General features: G+C 36.4%; 24 protein-coding genes and 2 pseudogenes. 15 read left to right on the forward strand and 11 right to left on the reverse strand.

Going from position 1 to position 23,818, the window contains the following annotated elements; all coding sequences use genetic code 11:
* Positions 1-25: 25 nt before the first annotated feature.
* Complete coding sequence (locus Q5W13_RS16400; protein WP_304443746.1) at positions 26-1,294, reverse strand: D-alanyl-D-alanine carboxypeptidase; 1,269 nt, start codon at positions 1,292-1,294, stop codon at positions 26-28.
* Positions 1,295-1,449: 155 nt separating this feature from the next.
* Here Q5W13_RS16400 and Q5W13_RS16405 point away from each other — a divergent pair, with 155 nt between their 5' ends.
* Positions 1,450-1,647 (forward strand): hypothetical protein, encoded by a 198-nt coding sequence (locus Q5W13_RS16405; RefSeq protein ID WP_155595733.1) that lies wholly within the window; start codon positions 1,450-1,452, stop codon positions 1,645-1,647.
* 90 nt (positions 1,648-1,737) lie between these two features.
* Here Q5W13_RS16405 and Q5W13_RS16410 read toward each other — a convergent pair whose 3' ends face one another.
* Positions 1,738-2,676, reverse strand: coding sequence for a LysR substrate-binding domain-containing protein (locus Q5W13_RS16410; RefSeq protein ID WP_155595734.1), 939 nt, complete (start codon positions 2,674-2,676; stop codon positions 1,738-1,740).
* 107 nt (positions 2,677-2,783) lie between these two features.
* On the opposite strand from Q5W13_RS16410, the gene Q5W13_RS16415 reads away from it, so the two are divergent.
* Positions 2,784-3,263: a Dps family protein gene (locus tag Q5W13_RS16415; protein WP_155595735.1), complete on the forward strand. Its 480-nt coding sequence runs from the start codon at positions 2,784-2,786 to the stop codon at positions 3,261-3,263.
* A gap of 58 nt (positions 3,264-3,321) precedes the next feature.
* On the opposite strand, the gene Q5W13_RS16420 is transcribed toward Q5W13_RS16415, so the two are convergent.
* On the reverse strand, positions 3,322-3,693 hold the full coding sequence (locus Q5W13_RS16420) for a TfoX/Sxy family protein (protein WP_304443747.1): 372 nt from the start codon (positions 3,691-3,693) through the stop codon (positions 3,322-3,324).
* A gap of 185 nt (positions 3,694-3,878) precedes the next feature.
* Here Q5W13_RS16420 and Q5W13_RS16425 point away from each other — a divergent pair, with 185 nt between their 5' ends.
* On the forward strand, positions 3,879-4,001 hold the full coding sequence (locus tag Q5W13_RS16425; protein ID WP_304443748.1) for a hypothetical protein: 123 nt from the start codon (positions 3,879-3,881) through the stop codon (positions 3,999-4,001).
* Between the two features lie 2 nt (positions 4,002-4,003).
* Entirely contained in the window at positions 4,004-4,864 is an 861-nt protein-coding gene (locus Q5W13_RS16430) for an NAD-dependent epimerase/dehydratase family protein (protein WP_304443749.1), read from the forward strand.
* 69 nt (positions 4,865-4,933) lie between these two features.
* Here Q5W13_RS16430 and Q5W13_RS16435 read toward each other — a convergent pair whose 3' ends face one another.
* Positions 4,934-5,476, reverse strand: coding sequence for an FMN-binding negative transcriptional regulator (locus Q5W13_RS16435; RefSeq protein ID WP_368662283.1), 543 nt, complete (start codon positions 5,474-5,476; stop codon positions 4,934-4,936).
* A 141-nt stretch (positions 5,477-5,617) separates the two neighbouring features.
* Between Q5W13_RS16435 and Q5W13_RS16440 the strand changes: the two genes are divergently transcribed.
* Positions 5,618-6,457 carry an alpha/beta fold hydrolase gene (locus Q5W13_RS16440; RefSeq protein ID WP_304443750.1) on the forward strand — a complete coding sequence of 280 codons (840 nt, stop codon included), beginning with the start codon at positions 5,618-5,620 and terminating at the stop codon, positions 6,455-6,457.
* A 70-nt stretch (positions 6,458-6,527) separates the two neighbouring features.
* Here Q5W13_RS16440 and Q5W13_RS16445 read toward each other — a convergent pair whose 3' ends face one another.
* The 5 genes and pseudogenes from Q5W13_RS16445 to metE form a co-directional block, all read right to left on the reverse strand.
* Positions 6,528-7,361 (reverse strand): endonuclease/exonuclease/phosphatase family protein, encoded by an 834-nt coding sequence (locus Q5W13_RS16445; protein WP_304443751.1) that lies wholly within the window; start codon positions 7,359-7,361, stop codon positions 6,528-6,530.
* A gap of 332 nt (positions 7,362-7,693) precedes the next feature.
* Positions 7,694-8,479 (reverse strand): DEAD/DEAH box helicase, encoded by a 786-nt coding sequence (locus Q5W13_RS25205; RefSeq protein WP_368662284.1) that lies wholly within the window; start codon positions 8,477-8,479, stop codon positions 7,694-7,696.
* A 14-nt stretch (positions 8,480-8,493) separates the two neighbouring features.
* On the reverse strand, positions 8,494-8,895 hold the full coding sequence (locus Q5W13_RS25210) for a DEAD/DEAH box helicase (RefSeq protein ID WP_368662285.1): 402 nt from the start codon (positions 8,893-8,895) through the stop codon (positions 8,494-8,496).
* 58 nt (positions 8,896-8,953) lie between these two features.
* Positions 8,954-10,506: pseudogene (locus tag Q5W13_RS16455) on the reverse strand (NAD(P)/FAD-dependent oxidoreductase).
* An 82-nt stretch (positions 10,507-10,588) separates the two neighbouring features.
* A pseudogene (gene metE, locus Q5W13_RS16460) lies at positions 10,589-12,914 on the reverse strand (5-methyltetrahydropteroyltriglutamate--homocysteine S-methyltransferase).
* A 159-nt stretch (positions 12,915-13,073) separates the two neighbouring features.
* Between metE and Q5W13_RS16465 the strand changes: the two are divergent.
* From Q5W13_RS16465 to Q5W13_RS16485, 5 genes are all read left to right on the forward strand, one after another.
* Positions 13,074-13,535, forward strand: coding sequence for an Lrp/AsnC family transcriptional regulator (locus Q5W13_RS16465; protein WP_304443752.1), 462 nt, complete (start codon positions 13,074-13,076; stop codon positions 13,533-13,535).
* A 129-nt stretch (positions 13,536-13,664) separates the two neighbouring features.
* Entirely contained in the window at positions 13,665-15,008 is a 1,344-nt protein-coding gene (locus tag Q5W13_RS16470) for a 2TM domain-containing protein (RefSeq protein ID WP_304443753.1), read from the forward strand.
* Positions 15,009-15,155: 147 nt separating this feature from the next.
* Positions 15,156-15,449: a 2TM domain-containing protein gene (locus Q5W13_RS16475; protein ID WP_155595748.1), complete on the forward strand. Its 294-nt coding sequence runs from the start codon at positions 15,156-15,158 to the stop codon at positions 15,447-15,449.
* Positions 15,450-15,490: 41 nt separating this feature from the next.
* Positions 15,491-15,829, forward strand: coding sequence for a 2TM domain-containing protein (locus Q5W13_RS16480; RefSeq protein ID WP_304443754.1), 339 nt, complete (start codon positions 15,491-15,493; stop codon positions 15,827-15,829).
* A 30-nt stretch (positions 15,830-15,859) separates the two neighbouring features.
* The gene (locus tag Q5W13_RS16485) at positions 15,860-16,615 is read left to right on the forward strand and encodes a LytR/AlgR family response regulator transcription factor (protein WP_038232219.1); all 756 of its coding nucleotides are present in this window, start codon (positions 15,860-15,862) and stop codon (positions 16,613-16,615) included.
* 78 nt (positions 16,616-16,693) lie between these two features.
* Here the strand turns inward: Q5W13_RS16485 and Q5W13_RS16490 are convergent, their stop codons facing one another.
* On the reverse strand, positions 16,694-17,878 hold the full coding sequence (locus Q5W13_RS16490; RefSeq protein ID WP_304443755.1) for an LETM1-related biofilm-associated protein: 1,185 nt from the start codon (positions 17,876-17,878) through the stop codon (positions 16,694-16,696).
* 403 nt (positions 17,879-18,281) lie between these two features.
* On the opposite strand from Q5W13_RS16490, the gene Q5W13_RS25215 reads away from it, so the two are divergent.
* The 5 genes from Q5W13_RS25215 (at position 18,282) to Q5W13_RS25230 (ending at position 21,044) form a co-directional block, all read left to right on the forward strand.
* On the forward strand, positions 18,282-18,518 hold the full coding sequence (locus Q5W13_RS25215; protein WP_368662569.1) for a DUF4331 family protein: 237 nt from the start codon (positions 18,282-18,284) through the stop codon (positions 18,516-18,518).
* A 13-nt stretch (positions 18,519-18,531) separates the two neighbouring features.
* Entirely contained in the window at positions 18,532-18,852 is a 321-nt protein-coding gene (locus Q5W13_RS25220; RefSeq protein ID WP_368662286.1) for a DUF4331 family protein, read from the forward strand.
* Positions 18,853-18,877: 25 nt separating this feature from the next.
* Positions 18,878-19,669, forward strand: a complete 792-nt coding sequence (locus Q5W13_RS16500; protein ID WP_304443756.1) for a DUF4331 family protein — start codon at positions 18,878-18,880, stop codon at positions 19,667-19,669.
* Positions 19,670-19,767: 98 nt separating this feature from the next.
* Positions 19,768-20,484, forward strand: a complete 717-nt coding sequence (locus Q5W13_RS25225; RefSeq protein ID WP_368662287.1) for a tetratricopeptide repeat protein — start codon at positions 19,768-19,770, stop codon at positions 20,482-20,484.
* Between the two features lie 68 nt (positions 20,485-20,552).
* Positions 20,553-21,044, forward strand: a complete 492-nt coding sequence (locus Q5W13_RS25230; protein WP_368662288.1) for a tetratricopeptide repeat protein — start codon at positions 20,553-20,555, stop codon at positions 21,042-21,044.
* A 517-nt stretch (positions 21,045-21,561) separates the two neighbouring features.
* On the opposite strand, the gene Q5W13_RS16510 is transcribed toward Q5W13_RS25230, so the two are convergent.
* Entirely contained in the window at positions 21,562-23,805 is a 2,244-nt protein-coding gene (locus Q5W13_RS16510) for an efflux RND transporter permease subunit (RefSeq protein WP_304443757.1), read from the reverse strand.
* Positions 23,806-23,818: the final 13 nt, after the last annotated feature.

Below are 23,818 nucleotides of genomic sequence, written 5' to 3' on the forward strand. Positions count from 1 at the left end.
TTTAGTTAGGTCCTATATTTCTACCTTAATAGGTATCTGCTATTTGCCGTAAAATCTGTTGTATCTTCTTTTTTACCTCAGAGGTGGGTTGTTGGTAATGATTGTTCATAAAACTAAAAATCAACGTTTTTCCCGTTTTGGTAATAAGGTAGCCACTCAGACAATAATTATTACTCAGACTACCGGACTTGGCATATATTTTTGGATACCCACCGTCATAATCCCATGTTTTTAAAGTTCCAGAAACTGCGTTCTCTGGAAAAATAGAGAACAGTCTTTGGCGGGGAACCGTCTGGTACAATTTGTTTAGAACACTTACCATAGACTCTGGAGTGAACAAATTATAACGAGAAAGCCCAGAACCATCAACCCATCTAGGAGGTTGTTTTAAATCTGCTAATTGGTTTTCAAGAATATATTCCCTTGTTCTTTTCCCACTAAGGGTGTCGGATAGGGTAGATGAAGACAAAACCAGTAATTGTTCTGCAATAAAATTATCACTTTCGTGCATCATCCGTATATAAAGGGAATCTGATGGTTGTCCGTAAAGGATTTGTTTTTCGCCTGTAATAGGTTTGTTGGATAAGCTTATTTTTTTATTCAGAGCAGATTCTAATAATTGCTTGGTTAAAACAGAATCTGTACGAAAGGGAATTTCAATAGTGTCTTTCCGTGAACGTGAGAAGTAAAACGTATTTTTTTCCAATTCTCTATTCTTTTTATACCCAGTGCGTACAACATCGTTCTTAAAAAAATCAGGTATTACGTTCAGTCCGTTTGTATTGGAAATATTGGTGACATTACCATAGAGCGGTAAAGAAGTTATTTCAGGTTGATAGTAATATTGATAATCGTCCCACGCCCATCCTTGACCCAATTTTTTGTCTTCAAAATTATTCAGGTCAAGAACTATAGAATTATATTTTTGTAGAAAATGAAAAGCAGTACTATCCTTAAAATGTGGGTGTAGGAAAGAAGGATCTCCAGTACCCTCAACATATACGGTATTATTCTTTACAGTGTATTTCAAAGCAGGGACCTGTTGGGGTAATAATTGCAAAGAAGCAAATAGTGTAAAGATTTTGGTATTGCTAGCCGGTGTAAAGTATTTCTCACTTTTGTTAGAGTACAGAGTATCGTTCGTTTCTGGGTCTAAAACCAGCAAGCCCACAAACTGATTTTTATAAAAGTCAGATAAAATAATGGTGTCTGTAGATTTAGAAATAATCTTCTTATATGATTTACAGCTAGTTAAAGAAACAAAGGCAAGAAGTATAAATAGTATTTTTTTCATTTTTAAAATTGTGTTACCGCCTGTATCTAGGGCATTTAACAAGAAATTGGCTTACATTTAACAACCCCTAAGCAATATAGTAAATGCATTATTGTTTAACTTTATAAGGAGAGAATTTCTCTTAACAACAACTAATAACTTAAACATTTTGACATATGGCTAGAGCTATGCTTGAATACTCTAAAACAGTATTGAAAAAAGTTAGTTTTGACGCGAAATTGTTCATTAAAGAACTTCAAAAAGCAGTATCAATGTTGCTTCCCGAAGAAATTGAAGAACTTGAACTCTGGTTACATCAATTTATTACAGATAAGCCAGAACTAAAACAAACGCTTATTTATATAAAATCATAATTAAAAGCCCTCTAAACAGAGGGCTTTTTTTTAGTATTACTACCCAAGCATAGTATAGCACGATTTAGCTATAAATAAATGGGTAATAACTTATTTGTTTACAGGACTGATAATCTGTACATCTTGAAAAGCAATGGCTCCTCTAACAATACTAGAGATGACATCTCTTAACGCATTTGTAATCTGAATTTTTAACTCACTTTTGTGGTAAATTAAGCTTACTTCACGAGCAGGTGAGGGCTTATCAAAATACTTCAACTTGCTTTTCTTTTTATCATCTAATACCAAGGTGTTTAAATATGGCAATAGAGTCATTCCAAGGTCTTCATCGGCTAGATTGATCAATGTCTCAAAACTGCCGCTTTCCAAACGAAATTGCTTAGTGTCTAAATTCCGTGTTGCTTTACATAGGTTAATCACATTATCTCTAAAGCAATGCCCATCTTGTAGCAATAGAACATCATTAATGTCTAAATCCTCTGGCTTTAATGTTTTTGCTTTTCCAAGTCTATGCTCTTTTGGAACATAGCCTACAAATGGCTCGTAATACAAAGGCCGCTCTTTTATGAACTCAATACCCAATGGCGTTGCAGCAATTGCCGCATCTATATGACCATCTTGGATATTACGAATTAACGTTTCTGTGCTCTGCTCTTTTATAATCAAATTTACCTTGGGGTATTTGCTAATAAAAGTTTTGAGAAACATGGGCAATAGTGTGGGCATTATGGTTGGTATAATGCCTAAAGTGAAATCACCTCCTATAAATCCCTTTTCTTGATCTACTACATCTTTTATTCTACTGGCTTCATTTACGATGTTTTTTGCCTGCGCAACTATTTTTGCTCCTACTTCTGTAATAGAAATAGGTTTTTTACTTCTATCAAAAATCAAAACATCTAGCTCGTCTTCTAACTTTTGTACTTGCATACTTAAGGTGGGTTGCGTAACGAAGCTTTTTTCTGCAGCTAAGGTGAAGTTTTTATGCTCGGCAACGGCCAGCACATATTGTAATTGAGTAATTGTCATTTGCTATAAATTCTAGTGATAAAAATATAAAAACTATCAATGATATCTATCATGAAGAAGGGTCTAATATTGGGTACCTTTATACTATAGTTAAAACAACAAGAACCATGAAACTAAATAGTATAGGATTAAGCGAAAAAGATTCAAAATCATTAAGCGAAGATTTAAACGAATTGCTAGCTAATTTTCAACGTTACTACCAAAATTTAAGAGGTATTCATTGGAATATAAAAGGGAAACGCTTTTTTGAGCTCCACCCAAAATTTGAAGAACTATATACAGAAGCAAATCTTAATGTAGATGAGATAGCAGAGCGTATACTTACTTTAGGGGGAGTGCCATTGCATACGTTTGAGGATTATATAAAAAACTCAAAAGTACCAGTAGGTAAGAATATAAGTAAAGATGAAGATGCTATCCGTTTGGTAGTAGATTCATTAAAAGGTCTTTTGGTTATAGAGAGACGAATTTTAGATGCTTCAGGTGAGTCTGGAGATGAAGGTACCAACTCTATGATGAGTGATTTTATTACAGGTCAGGAAAAAACAGTCTGGATGATGAAAGCTTGGTTGGCCGAAGAAATATAGTTTAGGCGATTATAGATGATAAATCCCCGATGGACATTAATGTCCATCGGGAATTTTTTTATTTCTTGTTTTTCTTTTTGCTCTTTGTGGCCAACGGATTAAAATCTAAACAAAGTTGGATCCAACCCTCTAGGTCTTCGTCCGTGTCCATTCCGTCTGCATCTACATAAATATAACTTTTCATCATCTTGCGGCCAGTTAAGTCCATAGGTCTGCAATGGGGTAATCGAAGTATATTGTCATAATTATCCCTTCCTATTCTTGCCATCATACGAGATGACTCACTGTCCTTATCAATAGTAATTGCAAAACACATTTTTTCATCGACCATAAAGCATAGGGTACCCATCATTTTCTTCTCCTCGTAATACACATGCTTTTGCTTTAAGATTTGTCTACATCGGTCGGCAAGATATTCGTCGTAAGCCATTTTTTGTCTTGTGGATTAAAGTTTGAATGGTGGCAGGTTGGCCATATTTCAAAAATACAGTTTTGTTTAGTACTGTTTAAAGTCTTTGGCTTTATAGATTGTAAAAAGCGTTTATTGGGCTGGTCACAATTGCTGGATTACCGTTGCTTATAGTTATATTCGAATAACGAAAAATATATAGTACAATGAAGGTTTTATTTATAGGTGGAACAGGAAATATAAGCACGGCATCTAGTCACTTGGCATTAGAAAAAGGTATTGATCTCTATCACTTAAACAGAGGTACGAATAAAGCTGGATTACCATAAGTGTGAATACTATTTTTGGTGATATAAATAAACCTGAAGAACTTTCTGAATTACAGAACCACACTTGGGATGTAGTAGTGAATTGGATTGCTTTTACACCAGAAGATATAGAGCGTGATATTGCCTTGTTTCAAGGGAAGACAAAGCAGTACATTTTTATCAGTTCGGCATCTTGTTATCAGACTCCTTTGCAATATCCTATTATAACTGAATCTACTCCGCTTTGTAATAATTTATGGGATTATTCTCAAGAAAAAATTAGAAGTGAAGAGCGTTTAATGAAAGCGTATAGGGAAACAGGTTTTCCTATTACTATTGTTCGTCCATCATTAACATACGACACAGTAATTCCTATTGCCATTGGTGGTTTCAGGGAATGGACAACAGCCAATCGTATTATAAATGGCGAAGAAATTATTATTCATGGTGACGGAACTTCGTTGTGGACGGTTACCCATGCAGATGATTTTGCAAAAGGCTTTGTAGGGCTGTTAGGTTTGACAACAGCTATTGGCCATGCATTTCATATTACTTCTGACGAAATATTAAGTTGGAATATGATTTACAAAATATTTGCAGATGCACTTGGGTATGAAGCTAGGGTAGTACATATTGCTTCAGATTTTATATGTAAAATAGAACCGTCATTTACGGGTACACTATTGGCGGATAAAGGAGAAAGTGTCATTTTTGATAATTCCAAGATCAAAACATTTGTGCCTGACTTTAAAGCAACCATTCCTTTTTCAGAAGGAATTAGGAGAACCTTAAAATGGTTTAATGAAAATCCTGAACATAAAGTCGTAAATGAAGATAAAAACCAGAAAATAGAGCGTATTCTTAAGGCTTATAAATCGCTCTAAGAATTCTATTTGTTTTTCATGGCTTTGGCAACTTCAATACTCATGGGGTTCTTGGAGTCTTCTAGCTCTTCAATGATTTTTTGGGTAGTCTTGTTCGCGGTTTTTAGATAATTTGTATTGCGCTTGAATATCTGTTATCTCAATCTGAAAACCCACTACACCTTTTATCTGTTTCAATGTGCGGGGAGACATGTCTTTTAGAGAAATAGGCTTCTTTGAATTCGCTTCGTATTTATCTACTAGCCTGTGCATAGATGCCATAACTTCTTCTTCGCTCAAAATTTTCAGTTTTCCATAAACGTAGACGGCAACATAATTCCATGTAGGTACTTCTTCATCTTTGTACCAAGATGAGGATATATAGGAATGCGGACCGTTGAAAATACATAGTACTTCTTCGTTCTGATCAAACTCACGCCATTGTGGGTTGGCCTTGGCAATGTGGGCAGTGAGAACCTCTTTTCCGTCTTCTGTGGTTTCTAATTCCAAAGGAATATGTGTAGCCCAAGGTTTGTTTTGATATTGGCTTACGAGAATTCCAAAACTGTTCGCTTTTAAGAACGCTCTAATCTCTGAAGCATTTTCATTACGGTGATGATCAGGTATGAACATAGGCTAAGTTAATTGTCAGTTCTATAAGAGCTGTATTTTAAGAAAGTGTAAAAAGTGTCTTTTAGGGCGAATATTAATGCGAATGAGGCAAGCGCTATTGCAAACATTCCGTAAATTTAAATTCACTTTAAAAATAAATATATGCCATTTATAAAGAACAATAAAGGAAAAGAAGACGTAGAAATATTTTATGAGGATTATGGCTCCGGACAACCGGTTATACTTATTCACGGGTGGCCTCTAAGTCACAAAGCATGGGAGCAACAAGTTTGGAAAATTGTAGAAGAAGGTTATCGCTGTATCGCTTATGATAGAAGAGGCTTTGGAGCGTCTTCAGCGCCATGGGGAGAGTATGATTATTCTGCACTTGCCAGCGATTTAAATACCATTATTGAAGATTTGGATTTAGACAATGTGGTAATTGTAGGTTTCTCTATGGGTGGAGGAGAAGTAGTTCGTTATCTTACAGACTACGGAGCAGACAAAATTGCAAAGGCGGCTTTAATAAGTTCTATAATTCCATTGGTAAAGAAGAAAGATGATAATCCTGATGGAGTACCGGAAGAAACTTTAGATTGGATTAAGGAGGCCTTACAAAATGATAGGGTAGGATTCTTAAAAGAAAAGTTCCTGACGGGTTTCTATAATTACGAGGATAACAAGGACAAAGTTAGTGAGGCTCAACTGGACTATGATTTTAGTATTGCGTCACATGCTTCGCCAAGAGCTACAATTGAAACGGCTTTAGCTTGGATGCATACGGACTTTAGACCGGAATTAAAAAATGTTACGGTACCAACGCTTATTGTTCATGGAGATGCGGATGCAACGGTTCCTCAGGCGACTTCCGCTGATCAAGCGGCAAAAGGAATTAAGGATAATCAATATGAAGTTATTAAAGGTGCGCCTCATGGTCTGAACCTAACGCATGCCGATGAGTTAAATGAAATTCTTATTTCGTTCTTGAAAAAAGTAATGTAATAGGTAATATAAATTTAAAAAGCCCGTATCTATCTAGATTCGGGCTTTTTTTATGTTTGTTGAAACTAAACTATTTCTGTAGTGTAGCCATAATAGGAAGGTGGTCGGAAATATGTTGGTTATTTTCCATTCGGTCATCTATGTGAATGTACTTTTCAACTTTAAAACCTCGTACAAAAATATAGTCAATGCGGTGGTCAAGCACTCGTGCATGGTCAAATCCACTAAAGGTCCCGGTAGGCCCATAAAAAGGCTGTTCAGTTATCTCTTTTCCGTCCGTCATTTCTTTTTTAAGAAACAGAATCGGTTTTGACTCAGGTTCCAAATTGAAATCACCTGTAAGAACTACCGGAAGTTTATCTGTATTTATCTTATTAATCTTCTTTACGATAAGCGCAGCAGATTTTTCGCGTGCCTCGTTTCCTATATGGTCAAAATGAGTATTGAACACCCAGAATTTTTGCTTGTTCGCTTTATTTTCAAATAGGCCATATGTACAAACCCGTTCCATAGCGGCATCCCAACCTACACTAACTTTATCTGGTGTAGGGGATAACCAAAAGGTATTGGATTGTAGTAAGTTGAATTTTTCACTGTTGAAAAGAATAGGGGAGAACTCACCTTTTTTCTTCCCATCATCTCTGCCTACGCCAATGTATTTGTAATCTTCCAGCGCTTCGTCTAAATAGGTCAATTGATGATATACCACCTCTTGCATGCCAATAAACTCTGGAGCATAATGCTTAATTAAACGAACCATAGGAGCTTTCCTGTCGTTCCAATTGTTTACGGAGTCATTTACATTATCATATTTAATATTGTAACTCATTACCTTGAGGTCTTGAGCATGCGCAATATGCATGGTTAGAAAAATGAACGAAGCGAGAATAGTTCTTAAAGCCATTTGATGTTATGAGTTAGTATGGAATCGTAATTTAAGAATTATCAGTTCTACTTTCTCAAATAGAAATTATGAAACCGTTATTTTTTTACTCGATAATCGAGATTAAATGCTTCAAGGCTTGTCTCGTGATACTTTACGAAGAAAAAAGCAAAGAAAAACCGCAAGAAGAAAAGATGCCTAAGGGAATCAAAATCTTCTTGCGGTTGTTCTAATTGTTCAATTAAATTATGAACGGACTTATTTAATCGTCTCTACGTGGTCTATTTGAATTACTTCGGTTGCGATTGTTTGCACTTCTGTTATTCGAATTTCCTGAGCGACTCTTATTTCGGTTACCTCCTATTGTTTCTTGAATTAGATCTCTGTTGAGGTCTTTTTTCTTCAACTTCCTCTTCGTCCCCACCTATAAACTGATGCTCTGGCATACGTGGCACCTGTTGTTTAATGAGTTTTTCAATATCCTTTAAATATGCGCGTTCTTCCTTATCGCAAAAAGAAAGAGCGATACCACTTGCGCTGGCCCGGCCTGTTCTACCAATACGGTGAACATAAGTTTCGGGTACATTTGGCAAATCATAATTGATAACCAAAGAAAGATCTTCTACATCAATTCCCCTTGCAGCAATATCAGTTGCAATTAAGACGCGTAATTTTCCATCTTTAAAATCACCTAAAGCTTTTTGTCTGGCAGTTTGTGATTTGTTACCATGTATAGCGGCCGATTTAATATCAGCTTGTGCTAATTTTTTAACTATTTTATTGGCACCATGCTTAGTTCTTGAAAATACCAAAACAGAATCTGTAGGTCTCTCGTTAACCAAGTGCACCAATAATTTAGGTTTATTTGGTTTGCTAATAAAATAAACACCTTGCTCTACTTTTTCTGCTGTAGCCTGCTGTGGCTTTATAGTTACTCTTTCAAACTGTCCCAAAAGGGTTTTTGAAAGCTCTACAATACTAGAAGGCATAGTAGCCGAAAAGAAAAGGGATTGTCTTTGCTTTGGAAGCTTCGCTATGATTTTTTTAATATCATGAATGAAACCCATATCCAGCATTTGATCCGCTTCATCTAGAACCACAAATTCAATATCCCGTAAAGAGATAATGTTTTGGTTCATCAAATCTAATAATCTTATGGAGTAGCAATAAGTGCATCAACACCATTACGTAAGGCATTCACCTGTCTGGATTGTTTAACACCACCAAAAATCACTGTGTTTTTAATGTGTGTATGCTTGCTGTAAGCAGTAAAGTTATCGGCTATCTGAATAGCAAGTTCTCTAGTTGGCGTTACAATAAGTGTGCGTATGCGTCGCTTACCTCTAGTTTGATCTTGGCTGTTGTGTAAATGATGTATTATGGGGATACTGAACGCGGCTGTTTTTCCGGTTCCTGTCTGTGCAACTCCTAAAAGGTCTTTCTTGTTAAGTAAAATAGGAATGGCTTGTTCCTGTATGGGTGTAGGATTCGTATATCCTTGTTCCTCAATAGCTTTGAGTATAGGCAAAGCAATACCTAAATCTTTAAATGTCATGTATATTTAATAAGCCGCAAAGATACGGCGAATGTTTGGATAAGCCTATAAACCCTATCTATAGACCTGCTATAGCTGCCTCTGCGCACCGTTCACCATCCATTGCAGCAGAAACTATTCCACCAGCATAACCACCACCTTCTCCACAAGGGAATAGGCCTTCAATTTCCGGATGTTCTAATTTTTCAGTTCTAGGGATGTTGACCGGAGATGAGGTACGGGATTCTACACCTACAATATTAGCTTCGGCGGTGTAATACCCTTTCATTTTATCACCAAAGGCTTTAAAGCCCTGACGCAGTTTTCCGCCAATAAGCTTGGGAAGCAAAGAATGTAAGGGAGCAGAATTCAATCCGGGTTGGTAGGAAGTAGGGTTGAGGTCCGCAGATAGTTTACCATCAACAAAATCGGTTAACCGTTGGGCAGGTGCCGTTTGCGTTCTTCCGCCTGCGGTAAAAGCCAATCGTTCTAAATCCTTTTGGTATTCCAATCCTTTTAAAACCCCAAAACGTTCATATTTGTATAAATCTTCATCGGCATTGATTTCAACAACGATGCCTGAGTTAGCGAACTTGTTATTTCGTTTAGAGGGAGACATACCATTTACGACCACTTCTCCTGGAGCAGTTGCAGCAGGAACTATAAATCCGCCGGGACACATACAAAAAGAGTATACGCCACGGTTCTTTACTTGCTCTACCAAACTATAAGCAGCAGCAGGAAGCAATTCGTTACGTTCGCCCGAGCAGTGGTATTGAATAGAATCTATAATATGTTGAGGATGTTCTACACGAACGCCCATGGCAAAAGATTTAGCCTTAAGGCTGATTTTTTTATCGTTCAATAAATAGTAGATATCCCGTGCCGAATGCCCTGTGGCCAGAATAACCCGATTAACCTTCATTTCATTGCCGTTTTGCAATTGAAGGCTTTCAATTGTGTTATTCTTTACAGTAAAATTGGTTAGGCGGGTATTAAAATGTACCTCGCCACCATGACTGATTATAGCTTCTCTTATGTTCTGTACAATTTTAGGAAGCTTGTTCGTGCCAATATGTGGGTGTGCATCTACCAAAATTTCTTCCGTAGCGCCATGATGGACCAAACTTTCAAAAATACGGCGTACGTCTCCTCTTTTTAGGCTTCGGGTGTATAGTTTGCCGTCAGAATAGGTTCCGGCGCCACCTTCGCCAAAACAGTAGTTAGAATCTTCGTTTACCGTATGGTCTTGGTTAATGGCCTTTAAATCTCGTCTTCTGTCTTTAACATTATTGCCACGTTCTAGAACAATAGGCTTGTACCCTAATTCCAAACAACGTAATGCGGCCCACATGCCTGCAGGTCCAAAACCTACAATATGAACCTCTTTTGCTTTAGAAACATCTAGGTATTTAAATTCGTAGTCAGCAGCAGGAGAAGGCTTTTCGTTAATGTAAACCTCCATCTTGTAGTTGAAGTAAATCTTAGGTTTACGGGCGTCAATAGATTTGCGCAACACTTTAATAGTGATATTCTTTTCGTCCTCGCTTAAATATTTAGCGGTTTTCTTTAAAGGATGTTGGGTTTACTTTCCTCTTTTAACGATACGCGCAACTGAATTCTTCTGACCATGGTGCAAAGCTACTACGCTTTATGGTATAAAAAAATGCATCTTACGATTTGTGAGATGCATTTTTAAATAATTTGAGGCGTATTATGCCAATACAGCACTGTTTTGTCTACATTCTCTAGCAGCGGCTACCATTTCTATGAGTGCTTCTCTAGTTTCTGGCCAGTGTCTTGTTTTTAATCCACAGTCAGGATTAATCCAAAGTTGCTCTGTTGGAATCTGTTTTGCGGCTTTTTCCATTAAAGCGACCATCTCCGCTCTTTCTGGAACTCTTGGCGAGTGAATATCGTAAAACATAAGGTCCAATCTCGTTTGGATATTTAAACGTTGCGAAAACGTCTAAAAGCTCCATTTGTGATCTAGAACATTCAATGGTGATGACATCGGCATCCATATCGGCTATATTCGAAATAATATCATTGAACTCAGAATAACACATGTGTGTGTGGATTTGCGTTTCATCCTTAACACCGCTCGCGGAGATTCTAAAGGCTTTAATAGCCCAATTTAAATACGCATTCCAATCTTCTTTACGTAACGGAAGACCCTCACGAATAGCAGGCTCATCTATCTGTATAACTTTTAAACCGGCTTTTTCTAGGTCTACTACTTCATCTCGTATAGCCAATGCAATCTGGGTACACGTTTCAGAACGTGGTTGGTCGTTACGAACAAAGGACCACTGTAGAATAGTAACCGGACCCGTTAACATCCCCTTTACCGGTTTTTTAGTCAATGATTGCGCAAAAGCGGACCATTTAACTGTCATAGGAGATTCTCTAGATACATCGCCATAAATGATCGGTGGCTTAACACATCTGCTACCATAACTCTGAACCCATCCAAAACTGGTAAAAGCAAATCCGCTTAGTTGCTCTCCAAAGTATTCTACCATGTCGTTTCGTTCAAACTCCCCATGAACAAGGACATCAAGACCTGTGCGCTCTTGGAATTCTATGGTCTCTTTGGTTTCTTTCTCTAAAAGAACATTGTACTCGTCCGCAGATAAGTTTCCTTTTTTGAAATTGGCTCTCCAGCTACGTACTTCTTTTGTTTGAGGAAACGAACCAATGGTCGTTGTAGGGAAAAGAGGAAGGTCTAATGCTTCTTTTTGAAGTTTCTGCCGGGTAGGGAATGCGCTTTCTCTTTGGTCGTCTTTGGCCGTAAGGGTACTTACACGTTGTTTTACTTTCTCATTGTGTATAAGCGTTGCTGTCTTTTTGTAGGCTTGAGCTTCACTATTCTCTTTTAGTTTTTCTAAACTATCGGAAAGGTTCTCTTTATTGGCTAATTGCTTAAGCGTAGTTACTTCGTCTAATTTTTGTTTAGCAAAAGCGAGCCACTGTTTGATTTCTTCGCTTAGATTCTCTTCATTAGATTCTATATCTAGGTCGCAAGGAGAGTGTAATAAGGAGCATGAAGGAGCAATAAGAATACGCTCTGTACCTACGTGGTCAATTGCTTTTTGAATCAGTTTCAAAGATTTTTCAAAGTCGTTTTTCCAAATATTACGACCATCAACTACTCCTAGAGATAAATGAGTATAACTATTTAGTTTATTTGATTCTAAGATATCATCTAGTTGTATAGGACAACGCACTAAATCTAGATGTAAAGTGTGTACAGGTAAGGATAGTGCGGTATCAATATTTTCGCCAAAACAATCAAAATAATTGGCAACGGTTATTTTGATATTCGGGAATTTGGTAGCGAAATATACGTAGGTTTGTTGGATGGCACGCTGCTCTTTTTCGGAAAGGTTAAGGGCTAAATAAGGCTCGTCAAATTGAACATGTTCCGCATCAACATCTACTAATTGCTGTAGAATTTCTTCATATGCAGGGAGTAACCGCTCCAATAGATCTATTCTGTGGAAACCATCTTCTTTCTCTTTCCCTAATAGAAGAAAAGAGACAGGCCCAATCAGTACCGATTTTGTTTTAATCCCTAATTCTAGAGCTTCTTTGTACTCATTTATAATTTTATCCGAAGAGACATTAAATATTTGATTTTTAGTAAATTCTGGGACAATGTAGTGGTAGTTGGTGTCAAACCACTTGGTCATTTCCATAGCGGTAATGTCTGCTCCGTCTTGTTGAATACCTCTTGCCATGGCAAAATAAAGGTCGTGGCTAGAGAAAGAAGGGTTGCTTGCTAAGGCTGCATAACGCTCAGGAATACACCCCAAAGTTGTAGAAAGGTCCAATACTTGATCGTAAAGGGAGAAGTCGTTACTGGGAATCAAGTCTATGCCTTGTTCTTGTTGTAACAACCAGTTTTCTTTCCGAATTGTTTTTGCCGTAGCCAGTAGTGATTCAAGGTCTGTTTTGCCGGACCAATACTGTTCTAAGGCTCTTTTTAATTCTCTTTTACTTCCAATTCTGGGATAGCCTAGGTTAGTAGTTTTCATGCTATTGTTTTTCAATTAATATCTAGGCAAAGCTATTACAAAGGTTATTTTATCCATAATATTAAACTTAATTAAGATTATTTAACTGTAAATGGGTATTTTTAAAGTGTAAACGAAAAGCGAAGGCCTTCCGATGGGCATTTTAAAGACGATTTATCTATGGAAAATTTAGATGTAACCGATTTGGAGTTACTAAAGCAGCTTCAATTAAACTCAAATATTACTACAAAAGAACTAGCGGCTACCGTAAATCTATCCCCAACACCAGTTTATGAGCGGGTTCGAAAATTGGAGAAAGAGGGTTATATTACAGGTTATTCGGCTTTATTGGATGCTGAAAAAATGGGTCTTGAGTTGATAGTTTTTTGCGACATTACCTTAAAGCAACACACAAAAGTTATTGGTAATCAGTTTGTTAATGATATTCGAGCTGTAAAAGAAGTAACAGAGTGTTATAATATTTCCGGGGATTATGATTTTAGATTAAAAGTTCTTGTGCGAGATATGAAGCATTATCAGGACTTTGTAATCAACACCTTGGGAGCAGTGAATAATATAGGTAGTGCGCACAGCACTTTTGTAATTGGGACTATAAAGCAAGGGTGTGGTGTTCCGTTTTAGTGGAGGAAGATTGCAGTTTGGAGCGGTTTATCTACAGTTGGGTAGTATTCATTTTAAAAGGGTGGCCCAATAAGGCATCTTTGTACTCATAAGAAATAGGAGTTAGCACTTTTTAGAAAACAGTAAAAAATGGGAGGCAACAGAATTTTAAAAGAACTCTTTCGGGGTTTTATTATTGGTAATATAGTCTTCTTTGGGTTTAATGCGTATTGGTATTTTACCAATGAGCAAAGATTTGATTTGATTTTTGAAGATGTATGGAGAGAATATTTCACCAATATGGTATTTTCAATAGTGTTGTACGTTGTAAATATGTATTGGTTTTATTCACTTTTGAAAAAATTTGAAAGAAACATCTATACTCTTAAGCGAATGACTATTGCCGTGTTGGGTAATGTGGTCATTTCATGTTTTGGTGTCTTTGTAGCTACTTCTGTTATTATGGTGACGCTTTATGATAAGTCTATTCAGGAGGCTCTAGCGTATCATTCAGCAGAAAATTATTTACGTTCTACAGTAATTTCTTTAGGTTTTGCTTTGATCTTTTATGCTATCTATTATTATAGGTTTAGGCAAGAAAATAGGGTCAAAGAACAGAAAATAATAGCCAATACGGCATCGGCAAAATTTGATGCTTTAAAGAATCAGCTAGATCCACATTTTTTATTCAACAGCTTAAATGTATTGTCTAGTCTTATTGAGGAAGACCCATATCAGGCACAAAAGTTTACATCTTCCTTATCAAAGGTTTATAGGTATGTACTTGAACAAAAGAGTAAAGACTTGGTTCTTGTAAATGAGGAGCTACAATTCGCTAGAACATATGTTCGGCTTTTGAAAATGCGGTTTGAAGATAGTATTGTTTTTGACATCCTGGAAGAGAGTGAGGACCCGGATTCAAAGATTGTTCCCCTATCACTTCAGTTGCTTATTGAGAACGCTGTTAAGCATAATGTGGTTACTTCTGGTAAGCCTTTGCATTTAAAGGTTTTTGAGCAAAATGGCGAGCTCGTTGTGGTGAATAACCTTCAGGAGAAACAAGTGGTTAAAAAAAGTAGTGGTGTTGGGTTGTATAACATACGAGAGCGCTATGCGCTATTAACGGATAGAAAAGTTCAGATTGATAAAACGGCGACCGAGTTCAGTGTTAGGTTGCCTATCCTTTTAAAACAAATTTCGACTATGGAAATTCAACAAGAGTATATTCAGGACAAACGCTATGAGAAAGCAAAAGAACGTGTAGAGGCTATTAAAGGGTTTTATGGAAACCTGCTGGCTTACTGCATTGTAATACCATGTTTGGCATATTTAAATTATAGAACTACTAGTTTTCCATGGGTAATTTTTCCTATTATCGGCTGGGGTTTCGGGATAGCTATGCATGCCATGGAGGCTTTTGGAACGAATCCGCTTTGGGGTAAGCGATGGGAAGAGAAAAAGATGCGGGAATATATGGATGATGATAATTTCTAAACTGGCATTTAATATCTTTTAAAGAGTTAAACTTAAAGTTTACGGTTCAGTCGTAAAAAATTACAGTTCAGAAAGTAACATTTTAAAAACAAGACCCTTTTGACGAAATTTGAACTTGTAATAAATAACTAGAAAAACATTTAAATCATGGAAAGAGAAAGTAAATATATTAGGGCGAAAGAACGAGTTGAGGCAGAGAAAAAATTCTATAATGGCTTAATTTCATATGTAGTGGTCATAAGTTTCTTGGCTGCTATAAATTACTACACCAACGGTTTTGCGTATGCTTGGTTTTTGTGGGCTGCTTTTGGTTGGGGTATAGGTGTTGTTATTGGAGCTATAAAAACATTTGGTGGAAATCCTTTTTTTGGACGTGATTGGGAAGAGCGAAAAATAAAGGAATTTATGCAAGAAGATGAGCAAAGAACAAAGTGGCAGTAGTCTTTGTTTTAGTTGGGTTTTAATATATAAAAAATATAAAAATGGAAGTAGCATCGTCAAATAGAAGAAGTAAGCAGGTTAGAGCTAAAAAAAGAATAGAACAGTTAAAAGGTTTTTATATTCACTTGGCAGTTTTTGTGATAGTGAACATTATGGTAATAACAGGAGCTGTTGTTGGTAATATGGGTAACGGTGAAAGTTTTGTGGAGGCATTCTTTAATTTTGGAACCTTCTCTACTTTTATCTTTTGGGGAGTAGGAGTATTTTTTCATGGGGCTAAGGTGTTTTCTTATAATCCTTTTTTTAGTAAGGCTTGGGAGGAACGTCAAATTCAAAAGTACATGGATGCTGATAAAAACGAAATGAAAAAGTATTCGTAGTCAATTTTATAAAAACTAACCAAACCAAATATGAAGACTATTGTTATTGAAGATGAGAAGCCGTCAGCAAGGCGATTGTCACGTTTATTATTAGATTTAGATGTAGAAGTGTCGCAGATGTTGCATTCGGTTGAGGAATCTATTAATTGGTTTCAAAATAACCCACATCCTGATTTGATTTTTTTGGATATTCAGCTTTCAGATGGACTTTCGTTTGAGATTTTTGACGCTGTAGAGGTGAAAAGCGCTATTATTTTCACCACTGCCTATGATGAATATGCTTTGCAGGCGTTTAAGCTGAATAGTATTGATTACTTGTTAAAACCCATTGATGATGAGGAATTGGAGGTGGCTGTTAAAAAATATAAGTCGTTCAAGCCTGAGGTAAAGAATATGACACTCAATTTTGATGACATCAAAAACCTCTTGGTAAACCCATTAGAACGCGAATACAAAAAGAGATTTACGGCAAGGGTAGGGCAACATCTTAAAATTATAAATGCAGACGAAGTAGAGTCTTTTTATAGTGAAAACAAAGGGACGTATGCGGCTACTTCAGATGGTAGAAATTACCTTTTGGATACCACTCTTGAGAACCTTGAAACTGAATTGGAACCCAAAACTTTCTTTCGGGTAAGTCGTAAATTTTACATCAACATTAACCATATAAAGGACATTGTTTCATATACGAATTCTAGGCTTCAAATTAAGCTAAATCACTTTCAGGAGCAGGAAATCATTGTGAGTAGAGATCGTGTTAAGGACTTTAAGTTATGGTTGGAGTAAAATAGCTTAATAATCTGATTTAAAATTTATTAATATCACCTATAGATTTTTCTTATAGTGGCTTTTTTAACAAAAAAACTACTTTTCTATACGATTTTCATCAAAAGAAGAAGGTAATAGTTTTGGAATTAATTTTATGAAAATAGGTAGAAGTACTGCACCTCCAAGTAAAAATATAGCCAATGAAGGTATACTTTTAAAGATATCTATAAGCTGCTTTTGAACCTTTTTCTTCTCTTCTGGAGTAAGGTCTTTTATAGTAGATTTTGAAATAAGAAAAACCAACTCTTTACTTTCCGCTAGTTCTTTTTGTAGTCGTTTGCTATTTCTTAAAATTAGCTTATTTACCATTTTAGACATGTTGTCATAAAACTGAATAGCTAGATTGGTATCCTTCAAAAAAGGTACCGTTTTTGAATTTTTCTGAAAGAACAGTTTTATCTTATCCAGAGAACTGGTAATGATGTCTTCTTTTAATCCCAAGTCTTTTCCGAGCCCAAAAATGAATTCAGATTCTTGGTACTCCAAAGATTTATCTTCCCATACCGTAAGGCAGGCAATATCTAAAAAATATCGGTTTTCTATTTCGGAACGTTTTTCTAGTAACTGTTGACGATAAGAGCCATCAAAATCCTGTGCATCACTTTCTATAAACGTTAGAGAGGATGCAAACAATAGCGCTAGACGCTCATCGCTTTTGTTTGTCTCTTTTGAACTTAAGGCATGGTAGGTGATATTTATGGTCAAGTACTCCATGAGCTTAGCCTGTTCCCGGATATCTCTAGGGTCGCCCAAATAACATTTGAATAGCAGTACATCAATAAATAGCAGAGAGTTGGTAATTACGCTGCTAAAAGTCTTATTGATAAGGCTATCACCTAACGACACCCTAGCTTCTATGAGTTTTTCTAATCGTGCGGGTGTGGTTGAACCGGTAAGCATTTTGCTTAGAAATGAAAAATGACCAACCTTCAGTACTTTATAAAATTCAAATGTCTTTTCTAAAAAAGGCTCAAACTCACTTTCATTGGTTTCTAACCTGTAGATGCCATATAGTGCATGAAGTAGATTGATTTTAGCCTTCTCGTCTTCAGAGAGTTTGTACTCCGGAACTATAAACTCCGGAATTTCCATGTTAATGCCATAGACGAACCCCGTATTTCTTAAATCGCAGTAGTGCGAATCGAAATCCGTATAAAGGTCCTGCTCCTTTTCTGCAAGCGAACCGAATTTATTGATCCAACCTGCGGCTGAAGGGTTCATAGGGTAATGGTTATTGAAGCGCCAAATTACGCTAAAATGAGCAAACGAAAACCGCATTTAAAGTAGAATCCTATTTAACAGCTCATTTTTAAAAAGGTTAGAATTTACAGCGTTAATTATTGTCACTTGTTTAATAATGAGTGCTTTAATAATTGTTTAGGGCTTTAGAATTAAATAGATGAAGCTAAAAAAGCCTCTCTTTTGTTTTAACATTATTTTAACATTTAAAACCAAACCTCCTAACTAAAGCCCCGTAAGTAGGGGTGAATTAATAATCATTAAAAACTTTAAAATGAAAAAGACAAAACTTTTATTCGGCATGGGAATCTTGGCCGTAGTTGGTGCGGTTTTAGTAGCAGCGGATCATATTGATGCTTAAGGCACTACAGGAAATACAGCTGACATTGCTGATTTCTACGGATTTGAATCGCCATCCAATCCAGATAACACTGTGTTTATAGTAGACCTACAAACAAATGTACTTGAGGATTTAACTTACGGTACGTTTGACGAGAATGTATTAACAGAGATTAATATTGACACCAATAACGATTTAATCGAAGATTTGGTTATTCAGGCTATTCCTAGAAAAGACACCATGTATTTCTTTGGCCCGGCTATTCCTAACACCTTAAGGTAAGAGTAGTGAGGTAATGATCGGTTCGCCATTAGGGCAAGTAGCAATATCTACAGAAAGTGCTTTAACTACAACAACGGAATCCGGTATTTCTCTTTTTGCCGGACCAAGACAAGATGCTTTCTTTTTTGACTTTGGACAGTTCAATAAGGTTATTGGTGGTACTGCACCAGAAGGATTCTTACCTGTAGGTGAAGCTGTAGATACTTTTGACGGAGCCAATACTATGGCTTTGGTATTAGAAATTCCAAATAGCATTTTGGGAGAAACTACCGGTACGAACGTTCTAGGCTTAAAAGTGTACAAGACTTGGGTAACTACCAATAGAAAACAATAATAACTAATCTTAAAATTAAAAAACAATGAAATTACATACTATAAAATACATGTTCTTATCACTTTGCGCAGCTACTATGTTCGTTGCCTGTGATGATGATGACGCTTTAGAAACGGTAGAAACCAGTTGTACGGATGGTATTATGAACGGTACAGAAACGGGAGTTGATTGCGGTGGTACTTCTTGCGCGCCATGCGAAGAAGGTGGTGGAGAAATGATGGTTACACCTCCAGATTTCTCAGGTACATACGCTCAAGTAGACTTTATGGGAAGACCGGGTATAAATACAGTATTGAGTATTCCTGATTTTAAAGACTCATACAACCAAGCAGTGCCGTCTACTATCGCAGAATTTTATCAAAAAGATTTTGAAAATAGATTGGAAGGTTTGCATGATGTGTATGCAGAATTGTTAGGCCTTGACCCAGAAGATGTTAATTATCAGCCTAATATTTTAGGAGATATTCTTAACGGTCCCAATAAGGATGGTTTTACGGATAACATTGTTAGTGCAGAGGTTTTAACTACTGTTTTAGCGAACGATGTTTTAGAAGTAGCTCCGGATTTACCAACTACTTATTTTAACGGAGGTAGCGGTGCACCTAATTTTGAAGGCGCTATTGGTTTTACGGGAAGAACACCACAGGATGATGTTATTGATGTTTCTTTAATCCTTCTTTTTGGAGGAGGAGATGGAGCACGTTTCAATGGTCAAGAAGTAGAAGGTGTGGGGACTTTTCCAAGATTGGTTTCGGATGGTGTTGCCATTACTGCAAATCCAACAGATACATTCCCGTATTTGGGGTCTCCTGAATAAGACGTAAGTCTATGAAAAAGAAGGGGTGGGGAGGATGGTATTTACATCCTCCCCTTTTTATCAAATCAAATTCAATATCAAACCATAAAAATCTAAGTATGAAATATCTTTCCATGTGCATTGTGTTGCTTTTTCTTTCATCATGCAAAACAGAGACTGAAAATCTCTTGACCAATAAGGATGATTATAATAAGTACTTGGCATCAAGTTCTTCAAAGACCACTTCAAAATATTTTGAACTTTGGAATAACAAGATATTACCGGATAGTTCTCAGTTAATGAGTTTTGGTATCGTAGGAGGGGAGTATAACCGCTATTTTCAGAATACGGGTGATATTCAATATTTAAAAAAGGCAGAGCAAGTTTTGGAAAAGGCAGTAACTATAGCGGCTATAGGGAAGGCGGGTTATTATAGGGCTTTGGCAAGGAATTATATTTCACAACACCGTTTTAGGGAAGCTGCGCAACTAGCGGATTCTGCACGTACAATAAAGAGTGGCGTTGATGAAACTCTTGGGCTTATGTTTGATGTGAATATGGAATTGGGCAATTATGATGTAGCGCAAAAATATTTGGATAGTTTAAAGAACATGAATGATTTTGGGTATTTAATACGATTATCTAAATGGAATGACCACAAAGGCGATTTAGCTACTACCATCAGGTTTATGGAAAAGGCAAAGGAGAAAGCTGAAGATTCAAAAAATAAAGGGTTAAGGTTATGGGCTTATACAAATCTTGCTGACTATTACGGACATGCGGGAAGAATTGAAGATTCTTATCGGCATTATTTAAAAGCATTGGCGTTGGACTAAGCAATGCGTATGCAAAGAAAGGAATTGCTTGGATAGTTTTTTCTCATGAAAAGAAAGCAGATGAAGCAATGCGTATTTTGGATTCTGTTACCAAGAACTATAAGGCGCCAGACTATTATTTACTTAAGGCTGAAATTGCAGATTTCATGGGTGATGATTTAAAAAGTCTTTCCAATTTTGAAACCTATTTTAAATTGGTTAGAAACCCTGATTACGGAGATATGTATAACGCTTATAATGTTTCGCTGTATTTAGATAGAACGGACCAGTTTGATAAGGCATTAAAATTGTCTAGAAAAGAAGTGGGAAATAGGCCTACACCAGAATCATATAGCTTATTAGCATATAGTCACTTTAAAAAAGGCGACAAAGAGAAGGCGCTAGAAATTGTTCAAGAGCATATTGAAGGAAAAACTTTTGAGCCCGCTGTGCTAGTCTATGCTGCTGAAATTTATAAGGCAACAGGACATATTGAGAAGGCTCAAGCCATTAAAACTGAGTTGTTTGAGGCTATTTACGAGTTAGGACCATCTTCTGAGAAGAGTATATCTAAGTTATAGATATAAAGATGAGGTTTAAGTTTCTGTACGTAACAGTCTGATAATGATTTAGGTCTTGTGCTAGAGTGGTTTTCAAAAAGATTTCAACTGAAAGTTAGATTCCCTCTTGACGAAAAAAGCAAATTATTTGTGTTTTTTTTAACTTTAGTGTAGGAAATTACAAAAGTAATTACTATGTTTATCTTCCAAATTAAGTATGTGCTATTCTATGGTATTTTAATAATATCTTGAATAAAAGTAATTTAACCTAAATAGTCCCCAAAACTAGTATTATTATGGAGTACTTCCTTTTCTTCGCTTGGCTTTCATTTATGTCTATTGTATTGTATAGAATTATAGTAGCCCGCAAAGCACTCAGAAAATCCCTCAAGACCGAAAAACAGTAAATCTCAATTTTCACCTAAGAATAATAACAGTGAGCTAATAAGCCTACTGCTATTCAGGTTGTTTTGTTTTGAAAGTTTTTATCTACTGGTAAAATTCTTGTAGATATAAGTTTATGATCAACTTGACACTTCTATTTTAACCACGAGCGGATTAAGACCGGCAATAAGAGCAAGTCTAATACCAAAGCTGTTAAAAGGGTTACACTTACCAATAAACCAATGGTTACGCTAGGTGCGTGATCAGAGAAGAGCAATATTAAAAAGCCAAAGAACAGCGTCATGGTTGTTATAATCAACGCTCTACCTGTCTCCGCAAAAGTAATATCAAGCGCAGCTTCCTTATCCAATCCTTTATCCCTACACAATTTATACCTTCCTAAAAAGTGAATAGTATCATCTACCGCAATACCAAATACAATGGCAAAAACAACAGAAATAGTAGATTCTAGCGGGATATTCAAATAGCCCAACAAAGCTCCGGCAAATAGAAGCGGAACCAAATTTGGAAGTAGAGAAATCAATAGTAGTTTAAAATTTTTGAATAGTAGTGCCATAATAAGCGCAACCATTAATAATCCCGCTAAAAGCCCGGTTATTAAGCTTTCTTGAATGTAATATGAGTTTTTGTCTAAAAGAACACCGCTTCCCGTTAATTTGAATTTTACCTGAGAGGAATCTGTTCGTGTTGCGGTAAAATTATCAAACCTTTTGTAAAGTTGGTTCAAGGTATCTGTACCAACATCCAATACCCTAGCTCTTATGCGAGATTTTGTCTCGTTTTTATTTACGAATTTCCCATACTGTTTACGAGCCATTTTTTTAATGTCTCCTTGGTAAATCTCAAAAGTTTTTTTGTCTTTTGGTAGGGTGAAATAATCCGTTTTGTTTAAGTTATGAGCTTTGTTCAAAGCTTTATACAGGGTTGAAACGGATTGAATATTTCTTATGGGCGACTCGGCTTTCAATTGATTTTCAGCAAGTTCTATTTGTTTAATCACTTCAAAATCAGATATTTTACTGGTGCCTTGGGTCATTACGGCAACTTCCAACGGTCTAAAACCTGAGTAGCTATCTTGAAAGAATTTAAAATCGGTTGCAATTGGGCTGTTGGTTGGTAAGCTCTCTTTTATTTGATAGTTGGTGTCAATTAATGTAGTTCCATAGGCACAGACAAATGTGAATATCAAACTAATGTATAGAATGGGTTTGTGTCTTTTCTTTGTGAAATTATTTATACCGGACAGCAGCTTGGGCCATTTTGTAGATACTTCTTTCTTTGGTAATAATTGCTCTTTCTTTGGAAGCAATATGAGCGCACTGGTTAAGAAAATGACCGTAATAAAAGCTGTTAAGACTCCTAAAGCGCCATTCATACCAAAATCACTTATACTACTGGATTTTGAGGTTAAAAGAGAAGCAAATCCTATTGCGGTAGTTACCGAGGTCAATAACGTTGAGGTTCCAACCTCTTTTAATGTGGATAAAAGGGCGTTCTCTTTGGTTAGTCCAGTTTTAAGTTTACTCAAATAATCATCTACGATATGGATTACGTCAGAAGTACCCACAATGAGCATTAAAATAGGGTAGAAGGCGGCCATAGCGTTCAGTTCCTTTCCTAAAATGGACAGTAGTCCTAAAAAGAGTAAAAGTGCTATCGTTATAGAAAAAAGAGAAATAAGAACAATTAGTATTCTGCGGTAAATTAATAACAGCACAATAAATATGAGCAGAATAGAAGCAATGCTGCTTACAATAACTTCGTGCTTCTGCATGGCTACAATAGCCTCATAGAAATAGGAGCGTCCTAATAAATGGTGGTTTTTTAAATTGTGTTTATCCAGTAATGCCCTAACCTTGGTCAATAGAATAATACTTTGCGCGTAATCTAATTTGTTCTCTGTTTCTAATGCGAGTACTAAAGACGTGGCTTTTTCATCTATTAGTGCATTTACGTATAGATTGTCTTCTCTTATTTTATTAAGGTCAGACGTGTACTTAGTGGAATCGTTAAGGTGTATGATAGGAAGCTTGGTGTAACCAAACGAGGTCTTTAATGGATAGAAAAGTGTTGTAAGTGACTGTGATTCGGTTACGAACGGAAGCTCCCGTGCTTCTTTGGAAAGCGCATCAAACCGTTGCAAAAAATCTTGATTAAAAACAGTGGAATCATTCTCAACGGCAATGAGTAGAAAATTATCATCTGTACCAAATTCTTCTATAAACTGATTGTAGAACACAAGATCAGGGTCTCCTTCTGGAAAAAATTGACTAAAGTCAAAAGAGAATTTCAAATTGCCCAAGGACAATACCGCCAGTACACTTAGTACACCAAAAATAATAAGTACGGTTTTCTTTAAAGCAAGTAATTTATGCATATGGAATATCGGT

It is taken from the genome of Zobellia laminariae, assembly GCF_030553095.1.
GTDB lineage: Bacteria > Bacteroidota > Bacteroidia > Flavobacteriales > Flavobacteriaceae > Zobellia > Zobellia laminariae.